General features: G+C 64.9%; 15 protein-coding genes, 1 other RNA gene and 6 pseudogenes. 3 read left to right on the forward strand and 19 right to left on the reverse strand.

Going from position 1 to position 23,739, the window contains the following annotated elements:
• The 5 genes and pseudogenes from WJW29_RS02565 to WJW29_RS02585 form a co-directional block, all read right to left on the reverse strand.
• Positions 1 to 166, reverse strand: a pseudogene (locus tag WJW29_RS02565) (IS5/IS1182 family transposase); the annotation flags it as partial.
• A gap of 111 nt (positions 167 to 277) precedes the next feature.
• Positions 278 to 754 (reverse strand): annotated as a pseudogene (locus WJW29_RS02570) (hypothetical protein); the annotation flags it as partial.
• Positions 755 to 1,076: 322 nt separating this feature from the next.
• A non-coding RNA gene (locus WJW29_RS02575) (sX9 sRNA) lies at positions 1,077 to 1,153 on the reverse strand.
• A 67-nt stretch (positions 1,154 to 1,220) separates the two neighbouring features.
• Positions 1,221 to 2,564: a polyhydroxyalkanoate depolymerase gene (locus WJW29_RS02580; protein WP_012445197.1), complete on the reverse strand. Its 1,344-nt coding sequence runs from the start codon at positions 2,562 to 2,564 to the stop codon at positions 1,221 to 1,223.
• Between the two features lie 140 nt (positions 2,565 to 2,704).
• The gene (locus WJW29_RS02585) at positions 2,705 to 3,307 is read right to left on the reverse strand and encodes a class I SAM-dependent methyltransferase (RefSeq protein WP_011408316.1); all 603 of its coding nucleotides are present in this window, start codon (positions 3,305 to 3,307) and stop codon (positions 2,705 to 2,707) included.
• A 73-nt stretch (positions 3,308 to 3,380) separates the two neighbouring features.
• On the opposite strand from WJW29_RS02585, the gene WJW29_RS02590 reads away from it, so the two are divergent.
• Positions 3,381 to 3,827 carry a CopD family protein gene (locus tag WJW29_RS02590; protein WP_011408317.1) on the forward strand — a complete coding sequence of 149 codons (447 nt, stop codon included), beginning with the start codon at positions 3,381 to 3,383 and terminating at the stop codon, positions 3,825 to 3,827.
• 77 nt (positions 3,828 to 3,904) lie between these two features.
• On the opposite strand, the gene WJW29_RS02595 is transcribed toward WJW29_RS02590, so the two are convergent.
• The 6 genes and pseudogenes from WJW29_RS02595 to WJW29_RS02620 form a co-directional block, all read right to left on the reverse strand.
• Positions 3,905 to 4,171, reverse strand: a complete 267-nt coding sequence (locus WJW29_RS02595) for a hypothetical protein (RefSeq protein ID WP_012445196.1) — start codon at positions 4,169 to 4,171, stop codon at positions 3,905 to 3,907.
• A gap of 350 nt (positions 4,172 to 4,521) precedes the next feature.
• A pseudogene (locus tag WJW29_RS02600) lies at positions 4,522 to 5,436 on the reverse strand (DUF3526 domain-containing protein); the annotation flags it as partial.
• Between the two features lie 18 nt (positions 5,437 to 5,454).
• Positions 5,455 to 6,336, reverse strand: a pseudogene (locus WJW29_RS02605) (ABC transporter permease subunit); the annotation flags it as partial.
• On the reverse strand, positions 6,273 to 7,685 hold the full coding sequence (locus WJW29_RS02610) for a DUF3526 domain-containing protein (protein WP_011258681.1): 1,413 nt from the start codon (positions 7,683 to 7,685) through the stop codon (positions 6,273 to 6,275). The pseudogene WJW29_RS02605 and the gene WJW29_RS02610, both read right to left, overlap by 64 nt.
• Entirely contained in the window at positions 7,682 to 8,419 is a 738-nt protein-coding gene (locus WJW29_RS02615; RefSeq protein WP_011258682.1) for an ABC transporter ATP-binding protein, read from the reverse strand. The genes WJW29_RS02610 and WJW29_RS02615 overlap by 4 nt, the downstream gene beginning before the upstream one ends.
• Entirely contained in the window at positions 8,419 to 10,569 is a 2,151-nt protein-coding gene (locus WJW29_RS02620) for a TonB-dependent receptor (protein ID WP_228383588.1), read from the reverse strand. The genes WJW29_RS02615 and WJW29_RS02620 overlap by 1 nt, the downstream gene beginning before the upstream one ends.
• 308 nt (positions 10,570 to 10,877) lie before the next feature.
• Here WJW29_RS02620 and WJW29_RS02625 point away from each other — a divergent pair.
• Positions 10,878 to 11,328: pseudogene (locus tag WJW29_RS02625) on the forward strand (transposase); the annotation flags it as partial.
• Between the two features lie 110 nt (positions 11,329 to 11,438).
• Here the strand turns inward: WJW29_RS02625 and WJW29_RS02630 are convergent.
• The 7 genes from WJW29_RS02630 to lpxD form a co-directional block, all read right to left on the reverse strand.
• Complete coding sequence (locus WJW29_RS02630) at positions 11,439 to 12,398, reverse strand: acetyl-CoA carboxylase carboxyltransferase subunit alpha (protein WP_011258685.1); 960 nt, start codon at positions 12,396 to 12,398, stop codon at positions 11,439 to 11,441.
• Positions 12,399 to 12,573: 175 nt separating this feature from the next.
• Positions 12,574 to 16,164, reverse strand: a complete 3,591-nt coding sequence (gene dnaE, locus WJW29_RS02635; protein ID WP_011408321.1) for a DNA polymerase III subunit alpha — start codon at positions 16,162 to 16,164, stop codon at positions 12,574 to 12,576.
• 457 nt (positions 16,165 to 16,621) lie between these two features.
• Positions 16,622 to 17,362, reverse strand: coding sequence for a ribonuclease HII (locus WJW29_RS02640; protein WP_011408322.1), 741 nt, complete (start codon positions 17,360 to 17,362; stop codon positions 16,622 to 16,624).
• Positions 17,359 to 18,657: a lipid-A-disaccharide synthase gene (lpxB, locus tag WJW29_RS02645; protein WP_011258688.1), complete on the reverse strand. Its 1,299-nt coding sequence runs from the start codon at positions 18,655 to 18,657 to the stop codon at positions 17,359 to 17,361. Before lpxB ends, WJW29_RS02640 begins: the two co-directional genes overlap by 4 nt.
• Positions 18,654 to 19,445, reverse strand: coding sequence for an acyl-ACP--UDP-N-acetylglucosamine O-acyltransferase (gene lpxA, locus WJW29_RS02650; RefSeq protein ID WP_011258689.1), 792 nt, complete (start codon positions 19,443 to 19,445; stop codon positions 18,654 to 18,656). The genes lpxB and lpxA overlap by 4 nt, the downstream gene beginning before the upstream one ends.
• Before the next feature lie 23 nt (positions 19,446 to 19,468).
• Positions 19,469 to 19,930 (reverse strand): 3-hydroxyacyl-ACP dehydratase FabZ, encoded by a 462-nt coding sequence (gene fabZ / locus WJW29_RS02655; protein WP_011258690.1) that lies wholly within the window; start codon positions 19,928 to 19,930, stop codon positions 19,469 to 19,471.
• A complete protein-coding gene (gene lpxD, locus WJW29_RS02660; RefSeq protein ID WP_069959820.1) occupies positions 19,927 to 20,940 on the reverse strand; it encodes a UDP-3-O-(3-hydroxymyristoyl)glucosamine N-acyltransferase in 1,014 nt (337 codons plus the stop codon). Before lpxD ends, fabZ begins: the two co-directional genes overlap by 4 nt.
• Before the next feature lie 127 nt (positions 20,941 to 21,067).
• Here lpxD and WJW29_RS02665 point away from each other — a divergent pair.
• A pseudogene (locus tag WJW29_RS02665) lies at positions 21,068 to 21,262 on the forward strand (hypothetical protein).
• 77 nt (positions 21,263 to 21,339) lie between these two features.
• Here the strand turns inward: WJW29_RS02665 and bamA are convergent.
• Positions 21,340 to 23,706, reverse strand: a complete 2,367-nt coding sequence (gene bamA / locus WJW29_RS02670) for an outer membrane protein assembly factor BamA (protein ID WP_012445188.1) — start codon at positions 23,704 to 23,706, stop codon at positions 21,340 to 21,342.
• Positions 23,707 to 23,739: the final 33 nt, after the last annotated feature.

A 23,739-nucleotide genomic window follows, 5' to 3' on the forward strand; every position in this document is an offset into this window, starting at 1 on the left:
GCGCCACCGCGCGACCTGCGCGCACCTTGCGAGCGAAATGCGGCGCCAACACCGCCTCGATCTGCGCCCAGGGCAGCCGACGGGCCAGCACCGCCAGCGGGTGGCGCGGATCGATCATCTCGGCCAAGGGCTGGCGGAAGAAGTCGGCGTTCTGGGTGTGGGCCATTGGTAAAACTCCCAGGAATCAGATGCTGATAGACCAATTGTGAGGGATCGGCGCCCCTGCTGTAACGCCGCAAACCCTGTGTTCATGCGGGGTCGCGGGGTTTTGCAGGGGCGACTTGGTACCTTCGTTGCGTCCATCCAGGCTGCCGTGCGCCAACTCCGTGTACAGACGGAAGTGCTCGCCGACATGGAAATCCGCGCCGAAGAAAGCGCGCAGCAGATATTGCTGCTGCGAATGGCGACCGGGAACCAGGCCCGGATTGGTGAGGGTGTTGCTGCGCACGCGCAGCTCGTTGCTGAGCGACACATACACATCGCCGTCTTCGTTGAGCGGGATGTACTTGGGCGGATCGAACGGGATTTTGCGCTTGGACGGGTCCTTCAGATACGACCAGTCTTCGGCCCAGCGCACCTGCCACATGTTGCCACCCTGCTTGGCGCCCCAACCCTGCGCTTCGAGCGAGTAGCCCTTGGCGGTGGCCGATGCGGGGGTGACCGGCACCTTCACCGGCTCGGCCACGGCCTGCTCGGCATTGGTCGGCGCCGGCTGCACCTGTGCCAGGCCAAGGCCCGACAGCGCCAACCCTATCGCAAGTCACAGGCGCCGTGTGGCACCAACGGAAGTATCGGCCATGGCCGGCTGCGCCAAGCGTGTCATTTGCATCGTGTTGCCCTATCGAAACTGAAAACCCCTGGTCGAAAGTTATCGGCATGGGGGATGCCGACTGTAGTAACGCCGCAGAACGGCTGTAACCCAAAGGTTGCAAGCTCATGAACGTACGGGATGCGACAGGTATGCGCAGCGTTGATGGCGGCGTTTGCCGCCGTACGTGACCTTCCCTGAGCGGCTGCACGTAGAGCACAATAAAAAAATCCCCGGCTGTGCCGCGGATTTCATTATTACTTGGAGCGGCTAACACAACGTCGCGAGCAGCGGTCAGGTGGGCGCGGACGGCGCGCTCAGAACCGCAGTGGACGCGTGGTACACGCCGATTCCGAGCACCGGCCGCGCCCGCCTGGCGGTGAGCGCAGTCGTTTTGTTAGCCGCTCTTGGATCAGGCACGTTTACTGCGCTTGCGGATCGGCGTCACGGTGGCCGGGTCACGGCTGCCGACCGGGTCCGCGTCGTAGCGGGCGATGAATTCGCGTACCTGCGGGTACACCACTTCGCGCCAACGACGTCCGCTGAAGATGCCGTAGTGACCGGCGCCTTCCACCACCAAATGGCGACGATGCGCGGCGTCGATGCCGGTGCACAGGTCGTGCACCGCCTCGGTCTGCCCGAGGCCGGCGATATCGTCCAGTTCGCCTTCGATGCTCAGCAACGCGGTGTTGCGGATCGCCGACGGCGTGACCAGTTGGCCATGCACTTTCCACTTGCCCTGCGGCAGCAAAAACTCCTGAAACACCACGCGAATCGTGTCCAGGTAATACTCGGCCGGCATGTCGAGCACGGCGTTGTATTCGTCGTAGAACTGCCGATGCGCCTGCGCATCCTGCAGGTCGCCCTTGACCAGATCGGTGTAGAAATCCCAGTGCGACATCACGTGCCGGTTGGGGTTCATCGACAGGAAACCGGCGTGCTGCAGGAAGCCCGGATACACCCGGCGGCCATGGCCCGGATACGGGAACGGCACGGTGTGGATCAGGTTGTTCTGGAACCACTCGATGCCGTTTTCGGTGGCCAGGTCGTTGACCTGGGTGGGGCTGCGACGCGCATCGATCGGCCCGCCCATCATCACCAGCGAGCGCGGCGTGGGTTCGTCGTTGCTCGCCATCAGCGACACCGCTGCCAACACCGGCACGGTGGGCTGACACACGCTCACCACATGCAGACGCTCGGCGCCGATATGGCGGATGAACTCCTGGATGTAGGTGATGTAGTCCTCAAGCCGAAACGCGCCGGCTTCCAGGGGCACCATGCGCGCGTCCACCCAGTCGGTCACATAGACCTTGTGGTTGCGCAGCAGGGTGCGCACGGTGTCGCGTAGCAGCGTGGCGTGGTGACCGGACAATGGCGCAACCACCAGCACGGCGGGCTGCTCTTTCATCTTGCCGATCAGTTCGACGTGGTCGCTGAAACGCTTGAAGCGCAGCAGCCGGCAGAACGGCTTGCTCAGCACTTCGCGCTCGATGATGGGTAGCGAATGGCCATCGACCTCGACATCGTCGAGCGCCCAGGCGGGCTTTTCGTATTCCTTGCCCAGACGGTGGAACACCTCGTTGCTGGCGGCCATGCGCTCGGCGCCCGGGAGCGACGCCCACAAGCTGTCCCGGTCGGAAAACATCTTGGCGTTGGCCTGGGCCTGATGCACCCAGGGAGCTAGCAGATTGCGCGTCAGCTCATGCAGTTGATAAAGCATTCCACCCATCCGTGCGGTTTTGCTGCCACGCAGCATACTGGTTTTGGTGCATTTGCACCTTAATGGGGCTGCCAAGGGTGGAGTCGGTCAGGCGAACTGTGCCAAGCGTCCGGTTCGGTCCGGTCGTCGCGGTCGTGGATGGACCGACCTCGACCATCGCACGCTGTGACGCCCGGTCAGCTGCGTTCCAGCGCGGCCGCGTCACCGGCCAACTGCGGCGACAGCCAACAGTGCGACCCAAGTGCGGCGAAGCCGACGCTGGTCAGACGCCGCTGGTACCAGTGCGCCGGTCGCGCCTGGAAGCCTTCATGGTCGCCCTCGAAGGCGTCTTCCTGGGCAAAGGTTTCCAGGAAGGCCACGCCGCCGCACAACTCGGCCAGGCCCGGCAAGCCCTGGTTGAACTCGCGCGTGGGCAGGTAATGCAGCAGGTCGGCGCAGATCAGCAGATCCACCGGCGCGCAGGGGCGCAACCAGGCGAAGTCGCCGAAGCGGGCAGGGTGGATCTGCCGGCTGCGTCCATAACGCTGCACGCTATAGGCGCTGCTGTCGAAACCCAGGTAACTGATGCGTGGACGCAGTGCCAGCAGCGGCGCCCGCCAGGCGGCTTCGCCGCAGCCAATGTCCAGCACGCTGCGGATAGGGCGCTCCAGGTAGTACTCCGCCTGCGCCACTGCCAGTGCGACCTTGCGTCGCAGGCGTGCCGGGTCGGCTAGCCCGGCGTGGCGATACCAGCGTTGAAAATAGGCGGCGTCGTACTGCTTGGCATCGGATGTGGGCATGCAGCTGCGTGCCATCGTGCACGCGAATCGGGGAAACTACCGATCATCCTACGCGAGCCAGCGGAGCCAGCGCATGACCTTGTACCTGTGGATCAAGACCTTCCACCTGCTGTTCGTCATTGCCTGGATGGCGGCGGTGTTCTACCTGCCACGGATCCTGATCAACATCGCCGAGGCCGGCGACGATGCCGGCGTGCGTGCGCGGCTGGTGCTGATGGGACGGCGGCTGTATGGCTTCGGCCACAGCATGCTGGGCCTGGCGCTGTTGTTGGGGGCGGTGTTGTGGCAAGGCTTCCGCTTCATCCCGGATTTTCCGACCATGGTCGCGGGCGGTTGGTTGCACGCCAAGCTCGCGGCGGTCGCACTGATCCTTGCGCACTACAGCGTGTCCGGCCGCTGGTTGAAGGGCGTGGAACATGGTTGTCCCGTGCCCAGTGGGCGGGCGCTGCGCTGGTTCAACGAATTGCCGGTCATCCTGCTGGTGGCGGTGATCTGGCTGGTGCTGGCCAAACCGTTTTGAGCGAGCGGCCGGCGGTGCCGCTCAGCGGGTCGCCTCCACGTACAGCGCGTGCGGCTCGTGATGACGCTGCCGGCTGGTCACCCCGGCTCGTCTGGGGTGTCCAGCGCGGCCATCGCCTGCGACAGCGGCAGTGGTGCTGCAGCCAGTCGGCGTGGGAGGGCGGCTGGACGCCGACATGCAGGCAGCGCAGCGCGCGATCCAAGCACCCCATCGTGGGCGTCCAGCGGCAAGATCACGTCGGTGTCGCTGAGGAAGCCGTCGGCATGACGCAGGAAGCCGTCGCCTTCGCGCCGGTTGATGCGGGTCATCGCCTCGGACACGCCGGCGTTGCGCTTGAACAGCAACCAGGAGCCGGCCGACGGCTGGCCTTCCCCATTGCAGCATCAGCCGACGCAGGCTCTCCCACGGATAGAACGCGCATTGCGCCCAGGTCGGATCGGCCGCATCTTGCTCGGCGGGGACCTCGCGCGGCAGCGGGAGCTGCAGTCCGAGCAAGCCATGGGGCATTACCAGCGCTTCGATCGCGTCCAGTTCGCATCGATGGCGTAGGTAAGGGAACACTTGGTCGGCAATTACCAGGGCGAAACTCCGCGCTGGCGGCTCGGCGTCCGGCAGGCGATTGACGTGCGCCGGCACGGTGCGATCGAAGCTGTACTCGGTCCACGGCGCCCAAGGATGGCCACGACATGGAATGCATCCAGGCACGCAAAAACGCGATCCAGCGCATCAACCAACGCAGGTTGTCGCCGGCTGCGCAGCTGAGCACGTGCAGTGCATCGCCCTGGGCGCCTTTGAGTCGGCAACGGCACAGCCGGCAGTCGTGTTTCAGTTGACCGATCACCGGTTCCACCGCTTGCCGTCGCTTGATCCAGCGCCACTGCCGGCGCGTCAGCGTCTTGGCCTTACCACGATGCAGGACCTGCACCCCATCGACTTCGCGCCCCCGATAGCCCAGGTCCACGAGCGCCACGTTCGGTACGACATTGACGTCCTGCAGCAGCATGCGTGTCTGCTCCAGTTGCTCGGCCAGGGGATCGCCGTCGCACGGATTGCCGGGGAAGCGAGGCGCATCCACCCCCCATCCCTCGCAGGCCGTCACCGTAATGCCGACCTTGACGCCAAACGCGTACGGTTGACGTGCCTTGCCCTTGCCGATGCGTTCCACTCAATGCTCAGGCCCGAACGCCGGCAACTTTTTCAAGTCCTCCGCCGAAAGGCCCCGCCGGTCCATGACGGCAGGCATGAAAAATTGTCGCCACCGCTGCTCGAATGCGTCTACCTGGTCGCGATACCGGAGATAGCTCGCAGCGTCGGTGCCAGCCAGAAATTCGCCCCACAGCACCAGGGCCAGACCCGGCGACGTCCAAGACCACCGCGTCACGAAGGCGGCCTGCTCGGCGCGGCAGGCATCGAACGAACGCGCGAGCGGTCCGAGTGCCGCTTCCTGGCTCAGCGCACGTGCAACGAAGGTCGCGGGCCAAACCGCGATCGCCGGTGCCTGCACGCCGGGGTGTGCCGCGTACCAGGCTTTCGCCAGGTCTTGTTCATGCGCTTCGCTTTCCTGCTGGGCCGCGCGGATCCGCACGATGGACAGCAGCCGGGAGGGCATCGGCGCGGCGCGTTCTGCCGCCAGCGCCAGCGCAGCGGGCACTGCGAAGGTCAAGGTAAGCCAGAGGCCCAGCGCGGCCAGCATGCTGCTTGCGCCGGAGACAGGTAACCACGATAGGCATCCACCGAGCACGACCCACACCAACGTGAATACGGCCAGTGCGCCGATCCAGGCCAGCATCACAGGCGCGTTCGAGCCCGGGTCCAGCAGCAGTGCCGGGAGCGTGGCCAGCGCCGTGACGGCCCAGATGCAGAAGCAACGCCAACCCAGCGCCGCAGCCACCAGGGGCCACATCCCGTGCATCGATTGCACGCGTAGCAGGCCGAGGCGACCGTGCTCCCGCTCTTCTTGCAGGAGGCCGCTGCACAGCACGAGCGCCACGAGCGGCAGGAGCAGCGCGACCATGGCCGGTACGCCGGGCAGGCCAGTGTCGTTCAAAAGAGGATTGCGCAGAGGTCCCAGGTCTGGCGATTCGATCAACCGGTTGTCGAGCGAAGCCTTCAAGCGCGTTGGCAGCACCGAGAGCCGCTGCACGCCCAGGCCCAGGCCTGCCTGAACTGGTATGCGCGTGACACCGAGCTCGCCGCGGCCCAGCTCGTAAGCGGCAATCGCGGCGGCGGGGCCCGGCGGGGTTTTCAACTGCGCCGTTGCGGAGTTGATCGCGGCGGCTCTTGCTGCTGCATCCAGCGCGGCGGCAGAGCGCCATGCGCGCGCGTCGAGCCCTGCGCAGACGGCCGAGGCCAGCAGAACCGCAAACAAGGCGATCAGCGCCATCCACGCCACGGGCTGTCGCCACAGCTTCGAACCTTCCGCGCGCCAGTAGTGCCGGGACGGGATCAGCTGCATGGGTCGAGTCTGCGTGAACCCAGCCACAGCGCGCTGACGGCCGCCATGAACCATGCCGCCAGCACGGCGCCGTCAGCAACGACCGCACGCAGGGAACATCCCAAGCCGGGGTCTGCGTACCGCCAGGGCGGGATCGCCTGCCACTGCAAGTTGCCGGCGTATTTGTCTTCGAGCGAGGTGACGCCGCGGGTCGCGGCCAGATCCCATTCGTCCATCCGAGTAGTGAACTGCTGCCGGTACGCTTCGGCCGATTCCTCGAAATGCTGGCGGTGCGCCAGGTCGGTGCCGGCCAGCGCGCTGGCCACGGACCGCATCGCGGCGTAGGGGCTCAAGACCGTGCACCACCGTAGAAGGCCTTGCTGTGCCAATTGCGCATCTTCGAGTTCCTTAAACCGCAGCGCGTGGACCTTGTTCGAATACGCATCGCGGAACAGGCGCCGTTTGGCGTTCGCGCCAAACGGCAGGTCTTCGAGGCGGGCCACCCGGTATTCGGCCAGCAGGTGTGCATCGAAAGCTCCGAGCCGCGCTGCGGCTGCGCCGTCTCCGGGCAGACCCTTCTCGATACTGTCGTGGATTCCCGACCAGAATTGTTCGCCCGTCGGGAGGGGGGCGATGTGCTCCACCCACGATGCCGCCAACCGGGGAACGATGAAGACAGCCGCGATCCAGAACGCGATCATGACCAGCAGCGCCGCGCGGGAGCTGGTGCAAAAAGCCGAGACGAGCACAGTGCCCGCGGCCCAGGTCGCGTAATAGGGCAAGAGGGCTGCACCAAGGGACGCCGCCGCCGCCATGCCACGCGGGTCCGCCATCATGCCCCAGGCACCCACAATCAGGGCCGGGGCGAGCACCAGGGCCAATCCGGCACACAACCCCAGCCACTTGCCCAGAAGCAACGGGGTCGCGCGTGCGCCACAGGCATGCAACATGCGCAGCGTGCCGAGTTCGCGCTCTTGCGTTACGGTGCTGTGCCCCAATACCGCGATGAGCAGCGGCACCAGCGCGAGCAGAACGAAGGCGGGCGTGAAGGCACCCAGTCCCAGCGCGGGCGCTGCATCGGCCGCAGGCGTGAACATCGCCATGTTGCGCTTGTGCGGCTCCAGCCACAGGGCCTGGCCTGTCTGTGCATCCACGCCCGGTTCTACGCTCGAAAGTGCGCTCCTGGGCTTGAACGCATAGAGGCCGAAATGGGCAGCGCGGTGCGGGTTCTTGTCGCCCTGGTGGTCCCACTGGTCGCGGACCGCATGTTCTACCGCGCTGCGCTCCTGTTCGGCCTTGTCGCGCCGATCGACTGCCGTGAACAGCATCGCGATGAAGAGCAGCGCCAACGTCAGGCCCAGGCTCCACAGCCGACCGTCCCGGAGCAGTGCCAGCGTTTCCTTGCGCGCGATCGAGGCCATCATCGCGCCATCGCTTCCGGCGTGCCCCGCGCATGCGCCAGGTAGATGCGCTCGAGTTCGGCGTGGGCGACATCTGCGGTTTCGAACTCTGCGACCAACCGACCCTCGCACAGGATGCCGATATGGTCGGCGACCTGGAGCGCGTTGAAGAGATCGTGCGTCGCCATCAAAATGGCCATGCCCCCTGCCTTGGCTGCAAGGATGCCTTGTGCGAACTCGTTGGATGCCGACGGGTCAAGGCCCGAGGTCGGCTCGTCGAGGAGCATCGCCGTGGCCCTGCGGGCCCGGGCAATGGCCAGGCCGACCTTTTGCCGCATGCCCTTGGAGTAAACCGCCACCCGGCGGTCGTGCGCGTCGCCGGCCAGGCCGCTGCCGTCGAGCAGGGCCCTGGCCTGCGGCTTGGTCAGCGCGATTTCCGACAGCGCGCAGAAATACCGCAGGTTCTCCACGCCTGACAGATAGGGATACAACGCGACGTTTTCGGGCAAGTACGCCAGGCGCGCACGCGCCGCTTCGGGGTGCTGCGACGCATCGATCCCGTCCACCAGAGCGCAGCCCTGCGATGCCGGAACAAAGCCCAGAAAGGCGTTCAGCGTCGTGGTCTTCCCTGCACCGTTGCCGCCGAGGAGCGCATACACGCGGCCTGCGGGAATGCGCAAGTCCAGCGCGACGAGCGTGTCTTTGCCACCCCGGCGAACGGTGAGCTTGCGCGCCTGAAGCGTCGCGTCCTCGCCCATCAGAAGAAATAACGCAGCGTGGCACCGACCGTGGTTTTCGGAACCGGCGAAACCAACAGCCCTGCCGCCGTGCCGTAGGCGATTTCCGATCCGTAACGTTGGGGTTGGAACGTCGCGTACAGCGAGAACTGGGCGGGACCGTAGTCGTAGGTCGACCTGACGTCGTAGCGTGTGTAGAGTGGCATGGTTCGCTCCTGCGTCGTGGGTGTACCGACGTAGTAGGGGATATCGTCGATCAGGTAGGCGTCGGCATTGAGCGTCATCTGGCCCGCGCCGAGGCCGAACTTGTGCTGGGCACCGGCCTTGAACTGCACGCCGGGAACGGAGAGCTTCGCACCGGTATTGGCGGCCGGATTGTTGACCTTGGCCTCCAGGATGCGGCCGACGCTCGCATACACGCTTGATGCGGTGCCGAGCTGCCAGCGCGTCTCCAGTTCCACACCCTTGCGCGTGGTATCGCCGACTGACCTGAACGAGCCGTCGGCCTGCGAGACGATCTCGTCGCTGTTGAGGATGTCGTAGGCGGATCCCGAAACCATCACGTCCGTCGTGGGATTCGCGGTGAATCCCATGTCGTAGGAACGCACCTTGCTCGGCTTGACCTGGCTGATGACGCCGCCGGACGCCCCGAGCGGTCCGGTCGCGCCGCTGCTGCTGATTTGCTCGGTGGCCGGCGACCGCATCCCCTCGGCGACGTTGGCGAAGAGCTCCAGCCGCGGCAGCACCGTCCAAGAAGCGCCCAGCTTGGGCGTCAAGACGCCTTTCCGGTACCCCGTGCTGGCCGCCGGAAGTTTCAGGTTGGCGATGTCGTAGTCGAAGCGGTCGTACCGGGCGCCGGCGCTCAGTTTGAGATCGCGTGTCGCCCTCCACTGCCCCTGCGCGAAAAAGCCGTAGGTGACCAAATCGAGGTCGACGTCGTTCGCGTAGTTCGCGGACGGCAGCCGGTTCACGTAGATGCGGCGGAAGGCGCTGCCCGAGTCTTTGCGCAGTTCCGTTCCCACCGCCAGGCTGGCGTCGCCGAAGACGGTGTTGTGGTAGACGCGGGCGCCATACATGTCGCGGTCGTCCTCGCCCAGGAGATGTCGGGTTGCACTCGTCGCGACGGCGCGCTGGCGGTAGAGGCTCTCGCCGTAGGCAGTCGCGTACCAGCCCTCTTCGCCGGCTGTCGGCGCCCGATTCACGACCACGCTGGTGCGCCGCGCGGCCCCGAAGCCCGGGTTGTTGAATTGGGTCGAACGCGGGTCCAGGCCTTTCTGCAGGTCGGAGAGCGCCAAGTAGCCAGCGGCCTGGAAATCGGACACATAGCGTGTCAGGCGCAGGCTGTATTTTCCGCTGTCCTGTTGCGTGGACAGCTTCCAGGAGAGGCTCTCCCGGTCGGTATTGGATGCATAGCGATAGCCATCGTTGCGGGACAGGTCGGCAACCAGGAGGGAGTCGACTTGCGAGAGCTTGTTGGACAGCACCAGGGCCGTGCGCCTGAGCCCGTAGCGCTCCGCGCTGACGCTCACGCTCGACGGGGTCGCGTCGCCGCCGTCGCGGGTACGGATGTCGACCGCGCCGGCCCGGTTCTGGTCGCCATAGAGTGCCGAGACGGGGCCCTTGATGACGTCGATGCCGCCGATTAGCTCGGGCGGCAGCCATTCGAGGAACACCGCGCCGTGGCTAGCGATGCTCTGGATCGACGGGATGTTCTGCGGAACACCATCCACGTACACGGCCGTGTCGGCTCCGTGCGTGCCCTGGGTCGCGAAGCCGCGCATCCGGAAACCGTTGCCGGTGTCCCCCTGGTCGATGTTGTTGGCCAGGACCCCCGGCACCCGGCGAAAGATATTCGAAACGTCGCGACCGACATTGGTGTTGGCGATGTCTTCCTGACCGATGTGCTGCACGGTGGTGGGCAGGGCCTGCGGGTTGAGGGTGATCTCTGAGCGGTCGCCGACTTGGCGGGAGTCGCTGTCGGAATCGCCGAGTACCCGCACCGAGGGCAGCGTGCTGGCCGACGCAGTGGTGGTCGATGGCGCGGTGGCACCCGCGCTCTGGGCGTGAGCAGTAAGAGCAGTGCCCATCGTCGCCGTCAACGCGGCGAAGGCGAGTAGGGGGCGGGACAACGGCTGCGGCGATGGGCTGTTAGCGAGGAAACTGTTTTTCATGGGATTATAAATAATTTGTCCTGCGGCCATTTTTATAAATGCCCGCGTAATTTAGTGACCAAGGTGACGGCAATTGCTACTGCAAGCCCGACTTTAAGAGTAAATCGGGAATATATGCACCACAAAAACCGTTTAATTATAAAGATTTCTGGCGACCTCAGCAACAACCTCAAACTGACCCACCGTGATCGCTCATCAGCAAATGAGTCGTCCCTGCAAAACCCCGCTACCCGGCATGAACACAGGGTAGCAGGGGCGCCGATCCCCCCACTTGGTCTATCAGCATCTGATTCCCTGGAGTTTTGCCGATGGTCCACACCCAGAACGCCGACTTCTTCCGCCCGCCATGGGCCGAAATGATCGATCCGCGCCACCGGCTGGCAGTGCTGGCCAGGCGGCTGCCCTGGGCGCAGATCCAAGCCGCTCTGGCGCTGCACGTTGTCCGCAAGGTGCGCGCAGGACGTTCTGTTCGGTCCCTCGGTGCAGGTCGCCGGCGCTGGTATTGCCGCTGCTGGTCGCCCACGCCTGATGGCCAGCCTGGCGTACATGAAGCACGCCGACAAGCTCAGCGGCGAGGAACGGGTGCAGCGCTTGGCCGAGAACGTGGTCTGGCAGCACGTCAGCGGCATGGTGTTCTATGCGACGCGCCTGCCCTGCGATGCCATGCAGGTCGGGCGTTTTCGCGCTGCCATCGGTGAGGCCGGGGGCGAGGAATGGCTCAAGGCCACCATCGACACCGCGGTGTCCTCGCTGTCACTGGGGGCCGGGGTTTTTCAGGAGCGAATACTGCGCCTGCGCCAAGCCCAGCAGCAGGGTGGGATCGTCGCGATACAGGGAATCAGTGGCTGCGAGCGGCCATGGTGGGATTCTCAGCGGCCTTCGTAGGCGCCGTAGCTGCGCAGGCGCTCATAGCGCTGCTGCAACAAGGTCTCCAGTGGCACCTTCTCCAGCGCGTCGAGCTCGTTGAGCAGCACGGCCTTGAGCCGCTTGCCCATCTGCTGCGGATTGCGATGGGCGCCACCGGTGGGCTCGCGGATGACCTTGTCGACTAGGCTGAGATCCTTCAGACGGCGGGCGGTCAGTCCCAGTTGTTCGGCGGCGTCCTTGGCTTTGCCGGCGTCCTTCCACAGGATCGAGGCGCAGCCTTCCGGCGAGATCACCGAATAGGTGCCGTATTCCAGCATCAGGGTGCGGTCGCCCACGCCGATCGCCAGTGCGCCGCCGGAGCCGCCTTCGCCGATGACGGTGCAGATCACCGGAATTTTCAGCTCGGCCATTTCCAGCAGATTGCGCGCAATCGCCTCGGACTGGCCGCGCTCTTCGGCGCCGATGCCCGGGTAGGCGCCGGGGGTGTCGATAAAGGTCAGCAGCGGCAGCCGGAAGCGCTCGGCCAGCTTCATCAGGCGCAGCGCCTTGCGGTAACCCTCCGGGCGCGGCATCCCGAAGTTGCGCGCCACCTTGGTCTTGGTGTCGCGGCCCTTCTGGTGGCCGATGATCACCACCGGGCGGCCGTCGATACGGCCCAGGCCACCGACGATGGCCTTGTCGTCGGCATAGGCGCGGTCGCCGGCCAGCTCCTGGAATTCGTCGCAGATGGTGTTGATGTAGTCCAGCGTATACGGGCGTTGCGGATGGCGCGCAAGCTGGGAAACCTGCCAGGCCGACAGATCGCGGAAGATCTGCGCGGTGCGCACGCGCAGCTTGTCGCGCAGCGCACGCACTTCGGTCTCCACGTTGACCGCAGGCCCGGTACTGGCCTTGCGCAGTTCCTGGATCTTTGCTTCCAGATCGGCGATGGGTTGCTCGAAGTCGAGGTAGTTAGGATTCATGCAATGGCGTCGTCAACATAAGAAGGGGAGTGTAGCTGAAGCGGTGTGGCTGGCCCGTACGCAGCCGTGCGGTTGCACGGCAGGGATTGGGGATTCGCAACGGCGGTCTGTTGCAGCGTGAAGTCGCAGTGCTGCTTTTACGAATCCCTGATCCCGAATGCCCAATCCCGGCCCCTCACGCCCACGGTGGGCTGTACTTGATCTTCAACGTCCGCACCGCGGGGTCGGCGCGCAGGCTGTCCATGAGCTGCTGGTCGATGCGCACCGAGTGGCTGCCGTTGAGGTCGAGCATGCCGGCCACGCCACCGCTCTGGGCACGTAGCAACAGGTCCAGGCGCAAGGGAGTCTTGCCGGGGCGGTGCTTGGCCAGCAGCGCGTCGATGCGCTTGAAGGCCTGTTTTTCGCGCAGATCCAGACGCAGCGACAGGCGCTGCGCGTGGTCGGCGCAGATCTGCTCGTAGTCCCAGCACTGGCGGATGCGCAGGCTGTAGCCGCCGTTGAATTCGTCCTCGCGCAGGCCGCCCTTGACGATCAGGATGCGGTCGCGGGTCAGCAGGTGGCCGAACTCGGCCATCGCATCGGAGAACGCGCTGCATTCGACCCGGCCACGGCCGTCTTCCAATTGCACGAACACCTGGCTGTCGCCCTTGCGGCGCACGCCGATCACCTGGCCGGCAAGAATGGCGCTTACTTCAGGACGCCAGGCGCGTTTTTCGCCATCGCCGCCGCCCCCACCGCCGCCACGTTGTTGCGACGCGAGGATCTTTTCCAGCGCGCCCAGGTCGCAGCCGACCAGCTCGCGCACTTCTTCGCGGTGCGGGTCGAACGGGTGGCCGCTGAGGTAGAAGCCCAGCGTTTCGCGCTCGCTGGTGAGCAGCTGGCCCAGCGGCCATTCCTTGCTTTCGGGCAGGTCCAGGCGCATTGCCGGCGCGCTCGGGTCCGGACCGCCGAACAGCGAGTTCTGCCCCGAGGCGCGTTCGCGTGCCATCTGCTCGGTGGCCTTCATCACTTCGGGCAACTGCAGCATCAGCGAAGCGCGGTTCTTGCCCAGCCCATCCATCGCGCCGGCATTGATCATCGCTTCCAGCGTGCGCCGATTGAGCTTGGTGGTGCCCACGCGCGTGCAGAAATCCAGCAGCGTGGTGTAGGGGCCACCGCGCTGGCGTTCTTCGACGATCGCCTCGCACGCGCCCTGGCCGACGCCCTTGATCGCGCCCAGGCCGTATTGAATGGTGTCCGGGCTGGCCGCCTCGAACATGTAGGCCGATTCGTTGACGCGTGGCGGCTTGACGGTGAGGCCGAGGTTGCGTACCTCATCGAGAAAGCCGACCACCTTGTCGGTGTTGTCCATGTCCGAGGACAGCGTCGCGGCCATGAATTCGGCCGGGTAATGCCGTTTCAGCCATGCGGTCTGATAGCTGACCAGCGCATAGGCGGCCGCGTGCGACTTGTTGAAGCCGTAGCCGGCGAACTTCTCCATCAAGTCGAAGATTTCGTCGGCCTTGGCCGCGCTGACGCCGCCCTTGGCCGCACCTTCGCGGAAGATTTCGCGGTGCTTGGCCATTTCGGCCGGCACCTTCTTGCCCATTGCACGACGCAACAGGTCGGCGCCGCCCAGCGAGTAATCGCCGACGATTTGCGCCATCTGCATCACCTGCTCCTGATACACCATGATGCCGTAGGTGTCTTTCAGGATGACTTCGGTGCGCGGGTCGGGATAGACGATCTCCTGCTGGCCATGCTTGCGCGCGTTGAAGTCCGGGATCAGGTCCATCGGGCCGGGGCGGTACAGCGACACCAGCGCGATCAGGTCTTCGAAGCGGTCCGGGCGCGCGTCCTTGAGCAGGCGGCGCATGCCCGAGGATTCGAACTGGAACACCGCGCCGGTGTTGCCCAAGGCGAACACGCCCTTGTAGGTGGGCACGTCGTCGAGCGGAATGGTGGTGATGTCGACCGGGTCGATGCCGGCGCGTGCGTGGCGCACGTTGATCGCCTTGACCGCCCAATCGATGATGGTCAGCGTGCGCAGGCCGAGGAAGTCGAACTTCACCAGGCCCACCGCTTCGACGTCGTCCTTGTCGAACTGGGTGACCGGATTCTTGCCGCGGCCGTCTTCGTCGTGTTCGGCGAACAGCGGGCAGAATTCGCTCAGCGGCTCGGGCGCGATCACCACGCCGCCGGCGTGCTTGCCGGCGTTGCGGGTGAGGTCTTCGAGCTGGCGCGCCAGGTCCATCAGGTCGCGCACGTCGTCTTCGACCTGGTAGCGCTGGATCAGTTCCGGCGAGGCCATCTCCGAATCCTTGCCTTCGCCCATCGCATCCTTGAGCGTGATGCCCAGGATGTTGGGGATCAGCTTGGCGACGCTGTCGACCAGACCATAGGTGAAACCGAGTACGCGCCCGGCATCGCGCACCACCGCCTTGGCGGCCATGGTGCCGTAGGTGATGATCTGGCTGACGCGCTCGCGGCCGTACTTGCGTGCCACGTAGTCGATGACTTCGTCGCGGCGGTCCATGCAGAAGTCGATGTCGAAGTCGGGCATCGACACGCGCTCGGGGTTCAAGAAGCGTTCGAACAGCAGGTTGTACGGCAGCGGGTCCAGATCGGTGATCTGCAGCGCCCAGGCCACCAGCGAGCCGGCACCGGAGCCACGCCCTGGGCCGATCGGAATGCCCTGGTTCTTGCCCCACTGGATGAAGTCGGCCACGATCAGAAAGTAGCCAGGGAAGCCCATGTTGATGATGGTGTCCAGCTCGAATTCGAGCCGGTCCACGTAGTCCTGGCGCGTCTTGCCCGGTGCAATCGGGCTTTTTTCCAGACGTGCGGCCAGACCGTCGCGCGATTGGCTGCGGATCCAGCTGTCCAGCGTCTCGTCGTCCGGCACCGGGTAGGCGGGCAGGAAGTAGGTGCCCAGGCGCATCTCGATGTTGCAGCGTTGCGCCAGCGCGTGGGTGTTGTCGATCGCGTCGGGGATGTCGGCGAACAATGCCGCCATCTCCTCGCTGGATTTCAGGTACTGCTGGTCGCTGTAGTCGCGCGGGCGCTTGGGGTCGTCGAGCACGCGGCCCGAGGAAATGCACACGCGCGCTTCGTGTGCGTTGAAGTCGCTTGCATATAAAAACCGCACGTCATTACTGGCCACGACCGGCAGCCCGCGTACGCCCGCTGCGTTGAGCGCGAACTGGTTGAAGCGTTCTTCGCACTCGCGACCGGTGCGGGTGAGTTCCAGGTGCAGGCCGTCGCCGAACACGCGCTGCCAGTCGGCCAGTTGTTGCTCGGCCAGGTCGGCGCGGCCTTCGCTGAACAAACGCCCGGCCAAGCTGTCGCGGCCGGCCAGCGCAAACAGGTTGGCGTGGCCGGCCTGCAGCCATTCCGGATGGATCGCCACGCCGCCTTCCGGGCGGTGGCCTTCCATCCAGGCGCGGGTGAGCAGCCGCGACAGGCTCAGGTAGCCCTCCCGGTCGCGGCACAGCAGGGTCATGCGCCAGGGCGTCATGTCCGGTGTGGCGATCATCACGTCGGCGCCGGCGATCGGCTTGATGCCCACGCCTTCGGCGGCCTTGTAGAACTTGACCAGTGCGAACAGGTTGTTGAGGTCGGTGACCGCCAACGCGGGCATGTCGATTTCGACGGCCCGGCTCAGCAGGTTGGCCTGCTTGGCCTTTTTCGGGTCAGCCTGATCCGGTTTCTCGGGCACACGGATAGTGGAATCCGCCAGCGAGAACTCGGTGTGGACGTGCAGATGGACGAAGCGAGAAGTGGACATGCGAGACCGGAATAATGCGCTGTCAGGGTACCGGCGGGGGCGGGGACGGACAAGGCTTGACAGCTGGGGCGGCGGGGGCGGGCCGACACCCCGGAGCCGAGAGCGTGGTGCCAACATCTGGGTAAATCGCTTGACGCCCGGGCTCTGAGATACCGCTGTGGGCCTGCGTCCGGGCGTGTCGGTGAATGTCGGGCCGGTGCGGGTGGAACGGTGCGTGCCTTCAACGGCGCGGTGCCTTGCCCGACTTACGGCTGTTATCGCTCCCGACTGCAACAGGCAGTTTGCGGGGGGCAAGCGATCCGTTTTCGCCGGTCTTGGCGGATTGCGCGGCCGGCGGCCTTCTGCGTCCTGACAGGCAGGTCCGGTGCGCAACACTGCCTCGCAACGGGCTAACCAGCACCTTCAGCTGTCAGAGCCCGCCGGCAGCCAACCACTTCGAATAAGGACCCCGCGCGTTTTACAGCGGCGCAACCAGCTGCGCGACCTGCAACTGCTCTGGGTCGCCGATCGCGGCCGATCCCTGCTCACGGCCTTCCAGCGCCAAGCGGACCGGCGCAAAACTGCGTCGATGCTGCGGGCATGGCCCGTGGGTCTGCAATGCAGCCAGGTGCATCGGCGTGCTGTAGCCCTTGTGCTGGTCGAAGCGATACTCTGGATGTTGCGCGTGCAGTTCGTGCATCAGCCGGTCGCGGGTGACCTTGGCCACGATCGAGGCGGCCATGATGGCGCGGTCCAGCGCGTCGCCGCCGATCAGCGCCTCGGCCGGGCAGGGCAGCCCCTTGGGCACGCGGTTGCCATCGATGCGCGCGAATCCGGCCACATGCGCCACGCCTTCCACCGCGCGCCGCATGCCGAGCATGGTGGCCTGGTAGATATTGATGCGGTCGATCTCCTCGCTGTCGATCAACACCACCGACCACGCCAGTGCCCGATCGACGATGCGCGCATACAACTGCTCGCGCCGCTCGGCGGTAAGCTGCTTGGAATCGTCCAGCCCATTGATGCGCGGCTTGTTCGGGTCGAACACCACGGCGGCGACGGCGACGGGGCCAGCGAGCGGCCCGCGGCCCGCTTCATCGACGCCGGCGACCAAGAGCCGGGATTCGGCATTCGGGATTGGGGATTGGCTGAACAAGAGCGACTGGCGCGCCTCGGTGTTGGAGCTATCGGCCTGGGCGTTCGCAGCGAGAATCTTCATATGTTTGCTCCTGACCAATCCCGGCCCTGAAGCAGCCCAGCCACCGCCTCCGCTGCCCGCGCCGACGCATCGCGGCGCAACGCTGCATGCAGTGCCAGATAACGCGGCTGCAGCGCAGCGACCTTGGCGGGATGCTTCAACCAGTCCAGCAGCGCCACGCACAGTCGCTCGGGCATGCAGTCGTCCTGCATCAGCTCGGGCGCGAGATCGTCATTGGCCAGGATATTGGGCAGGGCGTAGCGGTTGACCTTGATCAGCCCCAGCAGCTTGACGATGCGGTAGGTGAGCGGGGCGACCTTGTAGCCGACCACCATCGGGCGCTTGACCAGCATCGCTTCCAGCGTGGCGGTGCCGGAGGCCAACAGCACGACGTCGGCGGCCAACATCGCGGTGCGCGCCTGGCCGTTGATCAGGTGCGATCGCATCACTGGCAGCGACGAGCGCGAGAGCTGCTCGGCCAGCAGTTGCTTGCAGCCCGCGTTGGCTGCCGGTACCAGTACGTGCAGGTTAGGGATGTGTTCGCACACCAGCCAGGCAGCCTGGAGAAACGTGTCGCCGAGCCGGCTGATTTCGCCATGCCGGCTGCCGGGCAGCACTGCCAGCACGGTACTGGAGGCGGACAACCCCAGCGTGGCGCGCGCAGCATCGCGGTCGGCCTGGTAAGCGATATCGTCGGCCATCGGATGGCCGACGAAGCGCGCGTCCACGCCGTGTTTGGCGTAAATCGGCGGCTCCATCGGGAACAGGCACAACACCAGATCGGCGCTGACGGCGATCTTTTCGGCACGCTTCTCGCGCCACGCCCACACCGAGGGGCTGACGTAGTGCACGGTCTTGATCCCGCGCTGCTTGAGCCAGCGCTCCACCGGTAGATTGAAATCGGGTGCGTCGATGCCGATGAACACGTCCGGCTTCCACGCCAGCACGCGCTCGCGGAATGCGCTGCGCAGCTTGAGCAGGCGCGGCAAATGCCGCAGCACTTCGGTCAGACCCATCACCGCCAATTCGCTGGCATCGAACCAGGTCTGGCAACCGGCCCCACGCATCGCATCGCCACCGATACCGACGAATTCGGCATTCGGATAGCGCAGCCGCAATTGCGCAATCAACCCCGCGCCGAGGATGTCGCCAGAGGCCTCGCCGGCAATCAATGCGAAGCGGGGAGGGCGCGCATGCGCGCCGGGAATGGGGAGTGGGGAATGGGAAATCGGCAGAGCCGTGGGCTCGCCGTCTGCAGGCGCGCGATCATGCACGCCTGTCTCGATTCCCGACGTCTGATTCCCGATTCCCGTCATCGCAATAACGACCGTTCTGCAGCTTCGATGAACTCCAGCATCCCGCGCACATCGTCGCTGCTCTTGGCCTGTTCGGCCAGCTGCAGTTTGGCGTCGGTCAGCGGCAGGCCGGCGACGTACAGCGTGCGGTAGGCGCGCTTGATCGCGGTGATGCGTTCGGCGTCGAAACCGCGGCGCTTTAGCCCTTCGCTGTTGATGCCGCGCGGACGGCCCAGCGATTCCCTGCCGACCATGGTGAACGGCGGGACATCCCCGTTGGTCAGCGCGCCCATGCCCAGGAAGGCGTGCGCGCCGATCCGGCAGAACTGATGCGCGCCGGCAAAGCCGCTGATGATCACGTAGTCGCCCACGGTGACGTGGCCGGCCAACGTGGTGTTATTCGAAAACACGCAGTGGTTGCCCACATGGCAGTCGTGCGCCACATGCGTGTAGGCCAGCATCCAGTTGTCGTTGCCGACCGTGGTGATGCCGCCGCCACCGCGGGTGCCGCGGTTGATGGTGACGAATTCGCGAATCACGTTGTCGTCGCCGATCACCAGTTCGGTGCGCTCGCCGGCATACTTCTTGTCCTGCGGTTCGCCGCCGATTGCAGCGTGGCCGATGAAGCGGTTGTTGCGACCGATCCGGGTTGGGCCGTGGATCGAGCAATGCGGCCCCACCTCGGTGCCCGCGCCGATGTGCACATCGGCGCCGATCAGCGAGAAGGCGCCGACGCGCACGTCGCTGGCCAGTTGCGCCGACGGGTCGATGACGGCGGTGGGATGAATCAAGGGTGCTTGATCACGCATCGTGTCTCACCTCCAAAAGCGGGTTATTCCCTCGCGGCGGCGCACATGATTTCGGCACTGGCAACGATTTCGCCGTTGACCTTGGCCTCGCCGTAATAGCATCCCATGTTGCGGATCAGGCGCTTCATCTGCACCTCCAGGATCAGCACATCGCCCGGCACCACCTGCTTGTTGAAGCGGGCGTTGTCTACCTTGACCATGTAGAACAGCTTGGACAGCGCATCGCGGCCCAGACCGAGCTGGGTCATCACGCCGCCGGCCTGCGCCAGCGCTTCGATGATCAACACACCCGGCATCACCGGACGGGTCGGGAAGTGGCCCTGAAAGAACGGCTCGTTGATGCTGACGTTCTTCTGCCCGACGATGCGCTTGGCTTCCAGGTCCAGCTCGATGACCCGGTCGATCAACAGGAACGGATAGCGGTGCGGGATTAGCGCCTGGATCTGGTTGACGTCGATCGGCAGTTCGTAAGCGGGGTGGCTCATTCTTTTTCCTTGCCAACAGCCAGGATGCGCCTAGCGAGCACATCGAGCTGTTTGAAGCGCGCGGCATTCTTGCGCCACGTGCGATTGTCGGTGAGAGGGGTGCCGGACGAATACTCGCCCGGCTCATTGATGGAATTACGCACGACGGACTTGCCGGTGATCACCACCTTGTCGCAGATCTCCAGATGGCCGACCACGCCGACATGCCCGCCGAGCAGGCAGTAACGGCCGATCTTTGCGCTACCGGCAATGCCGGAGCAGCCGGCAATGGCACTGTGTGCGCCGATGCGGCAGTTGTGGGCGATCTGCACCAGGTTGTCCACGCGCACGTCTTCTTCCAGCACGGTGTCTTCCAGCGCGCCGCGGTCGATGCAGGTGTTGGCACCGATTTCGCAATCGTCGCCGATCACCACGCCGCCGAGCTGCGGCACCTTGATCCAGTGGCCGGCATCCATGGCCAGGCCGAAGCCGTCGGCGCCGATCACCGCGCCGGGGTGGATGCGCACGCGCTTGCCCAGCCGCACGCGGGTCACCAGGGTGACGCGGGCGAGCAGTTCGCTGCCGTCGTCCACCACGCAGTCCGCGCCGATGAGGCTGCCGGTGCCGATCACGCAGCCATCGCCCACGCGGCTACGCGCACCGATGCTGACGAACGGACCGACATGCGCGCCAGGCGACACCTGCGCGGTCGGGTCGATGACCGCAGACGGATGAATACCCGGTTCGCATACCGGCGCTACGTCGAACAGCGCGGCGATCTTGGCGAACGCGGTATACGGATCCTTGGCGACCAGCGCGGTGCCCTTGGCGGCTTCGGCATCGTCGGCACGCAACACCACCACTGCGGCCTGGGAGTCGGCCAGCTGCGGGCGATAGCGCGGGTTGGACAGAAAACTCAGCTGTCCCGCGCCGGCATGGGCCAGGGTGGCGACGCCGCTGACTTCGGTGCTGCCGTCACCAAGAACGGTCAACCCAAATTGTCCGGCAATCGCACTGGCGGTCAAGCGCATCAGGGTAAATCTCGCGTAAACGGTAAAGTGCTGATTTTATAGGAAAAACGTCGCAAAAAGTTGGCTAAACAGTCGGGCGTATTTCTTGCGGGGCCGCAACGACGCGGCGAACCGAAGGAAGAAGCCTATGAAAACTGTCCTCTCCATTTTCGGTGCGTGATCCTACTGGGGGCGATCACCATAGTGCATCGGCCGATGATTTCTCGCGCAACAGCGCGCCGACGCGCAGAGCTTCTGGGACCAGCAGGTGCAATGCGTCAACTCGTCCGACTGGGGCGCCACCGCCACCTGCCTGGGCAACGTCTGGAACACGTACTTCTAAGTCTGTTTCACACCAGGGTGTTCAAACAAACAATGGCGGCCCGAGTATCCGGGCCGCCATTGTGTTGTGTGCCAATCTTAGAACTGACTGCCGAAGGTGAACTGCAGACGCTCGATCTGGTCGTTGTCTTCCTTCTTCAGCGGGAACGCGTAGCTGATCGAAATCGGGCCGACCGGGGCGCGCCACAACAGCGCCACACCGGTGGACGCACGCAGCTCGTTGGCCTTGAAGTTGTCCACGCCGTTGTACACGTTACCGAAGTCGAAGAACGCCGAAATGCGCGCCGATGGGCTATCGAACAGCTTGGGGAAATACATTTCCACCGAGCCCACCGTCTTGAACGAACCACCCAGCGGCTGGCCGCGGCTGTAGTTGAGGTTGCGCTCCGAACGTGGACCTAAGGTGTTGTCTTCGAAGCCGCGCACCGAGTTGGTGCCGCCAGCGTAGAAGTTCTCGTAGAACGGCAGGCCGCTGGCGGTAACGGTCCGGGTCGAGCCATCCGGGTTGGTGAACACGCGGGTGGTGTCGCTGCCGTAGCTATCGCCATAGCCCAGCTCGAAGCGCGTGTTCAACACCAGCGCCGGGATGATCGGCCAGTACTTGGAGATCTGGTAGTTGAGCTTGTAGTACTCGACCGTGGAGCCGGGCAGGGTGGTTTCCAGGCCCACACGCTGGTAGATGCCGCGTGTTGGCATGAAGAAATCGTTGCGGGTGTCGCGCGCCCAGCCCAGCTCGGTGCGCCAGGCATGGAAGGTGCGCGAACCGACTGCATCGATGTAGTCGATGATCGATTGCGGGGTTTGGCCTTGGAACGTGTTGATCTGGTTGCTGTCGATGCCGACCATCGCCGAAACGGTATCGTTCTCGGTGATCGGCACGCCGAACAATACCTGCGCCGCTCCGTTCTTGCTGTTGTACTGGGCGGTGTTGAAGTTCGAATAATCCAGCGACCGCCAGGACAGGTTGTAGCCCAGCGACACGCCGTCGTCGGTAAAGAACGGGTTGGTGTAGGAGAACGCATAACGCTGCTGATAGCTGCTGCGCGAGGCCTCCACCGCCACCCGGTTACCACCGCCCAGGAAGTTGTTTTGCGACAACTGCACCGAGGTGGTCACACCGAAGCTCTGTGAGTAACCCAGGCCAACCACGAAGCTGCCGGAGGTGGTCTCCTTGACGTTGTAGACCACGTCGACCTGGTCGTTGCTGCCGGGCACCGCGGGCGTTTCCACCTCGACGCTTTCGAAGTAGCCCAGGCGCTGCAGACGGATCTTGGAACGGTCTATCGCCGCCTGCGAGTACCAGGTGTTTTCGAACTGGCGCATTTCGCGGCGCAAGACCTCGTCGGAGGTGCGGCTATTGCCCTTGTAGAGGATGCGGCGCACGGTCACGCGCGGGCCGGGCACCACCTGCAGGTTCACCGCCACGGTGCGGTCTTCGCGGTTCGGGGTCGGGATCGGATTGACCTTGGCGAACGCATAACCGACGTTGCTCAACGTGTTGGTGATCGCATCGGAGGTGTGCTCCAGCAGCGCACGCGAGAAGATGTCGCCGGCCTTGGGAATCACCAGACGCTCGATGTCGGCCTGCGGCAGCACGGTGTCGCCGGTGACCTTGATCTCGGAAATCTTGTATTGCTCGCCCTCGGTAACCCCGGCGCTGATGAACATGTCGCGCTTGTCGGGGCTGATCGACACCTGGGTGGAGTCGATGCTGAAGTCCACATAGCCGCGGTCCAGGTACCAGGAGTTGAGCTTCTCCAGGTCGCCGGACATCTTTTCCTTGGAGTACTGGTCGTCGCGGCGGTACCACGAGGCCCAGTTGTGTTCCTTGGATTCCCAGTTGTCCAGGATGTCCTCGTTGGCGAACTTTTCCGTACCGATCAGGTTGACGTGGCGGATCTTGGCCGCCTTGCCTTCCTTGATCGCGATGGCCACATCGACGCGGTTACGGTCCAGTGGGCTCACCGTCGGGGTGATTTCCACGTTGTACTTGCCGCGGTTGTTGTACTGGCGGGTCAATTCCTGGGTCACGCGGTCCAGGCTCAGGCGGTCGAAGGTACCGCCCTCGGTCAGGCCGATGTCGCCCAGGCCCTTGAGCAGTTCCTCGGACTTGATGTCCTTGTTGCCGGTCACGGTGAGCTTGTTGATCGCCGGGCGCTCCTTGACCGTGATCACCAGAATGTTGCCCTGGCGATCCAGTTGCACGTCCTCGAAGAAGCCGGTGCGGTAGAGCGCACGGATCGCGTCGGCCACCTTGGCATCGTCCACGGTGTCGCCGCGGTTCACCGGCAGATAGGTGAACACGGTGCCGGAGGCAATGCGCTGCAGGCCGTCGACGCGGATGTCGCTGGCAACGAACGGCTCGGCGGCCAGGGCAACGGCCGGCAGGCTGAGGCCGGCGGCAAGAGCGAGGGCAAGCAGGCGGCGAGTGGGAAGACGCGTCATGTCACATCCGGTTGGAGTCGTATTCGGGTATTG

It is taken from the genome of Xanthomonas sp. JL1, assembly GCF_038405005.1.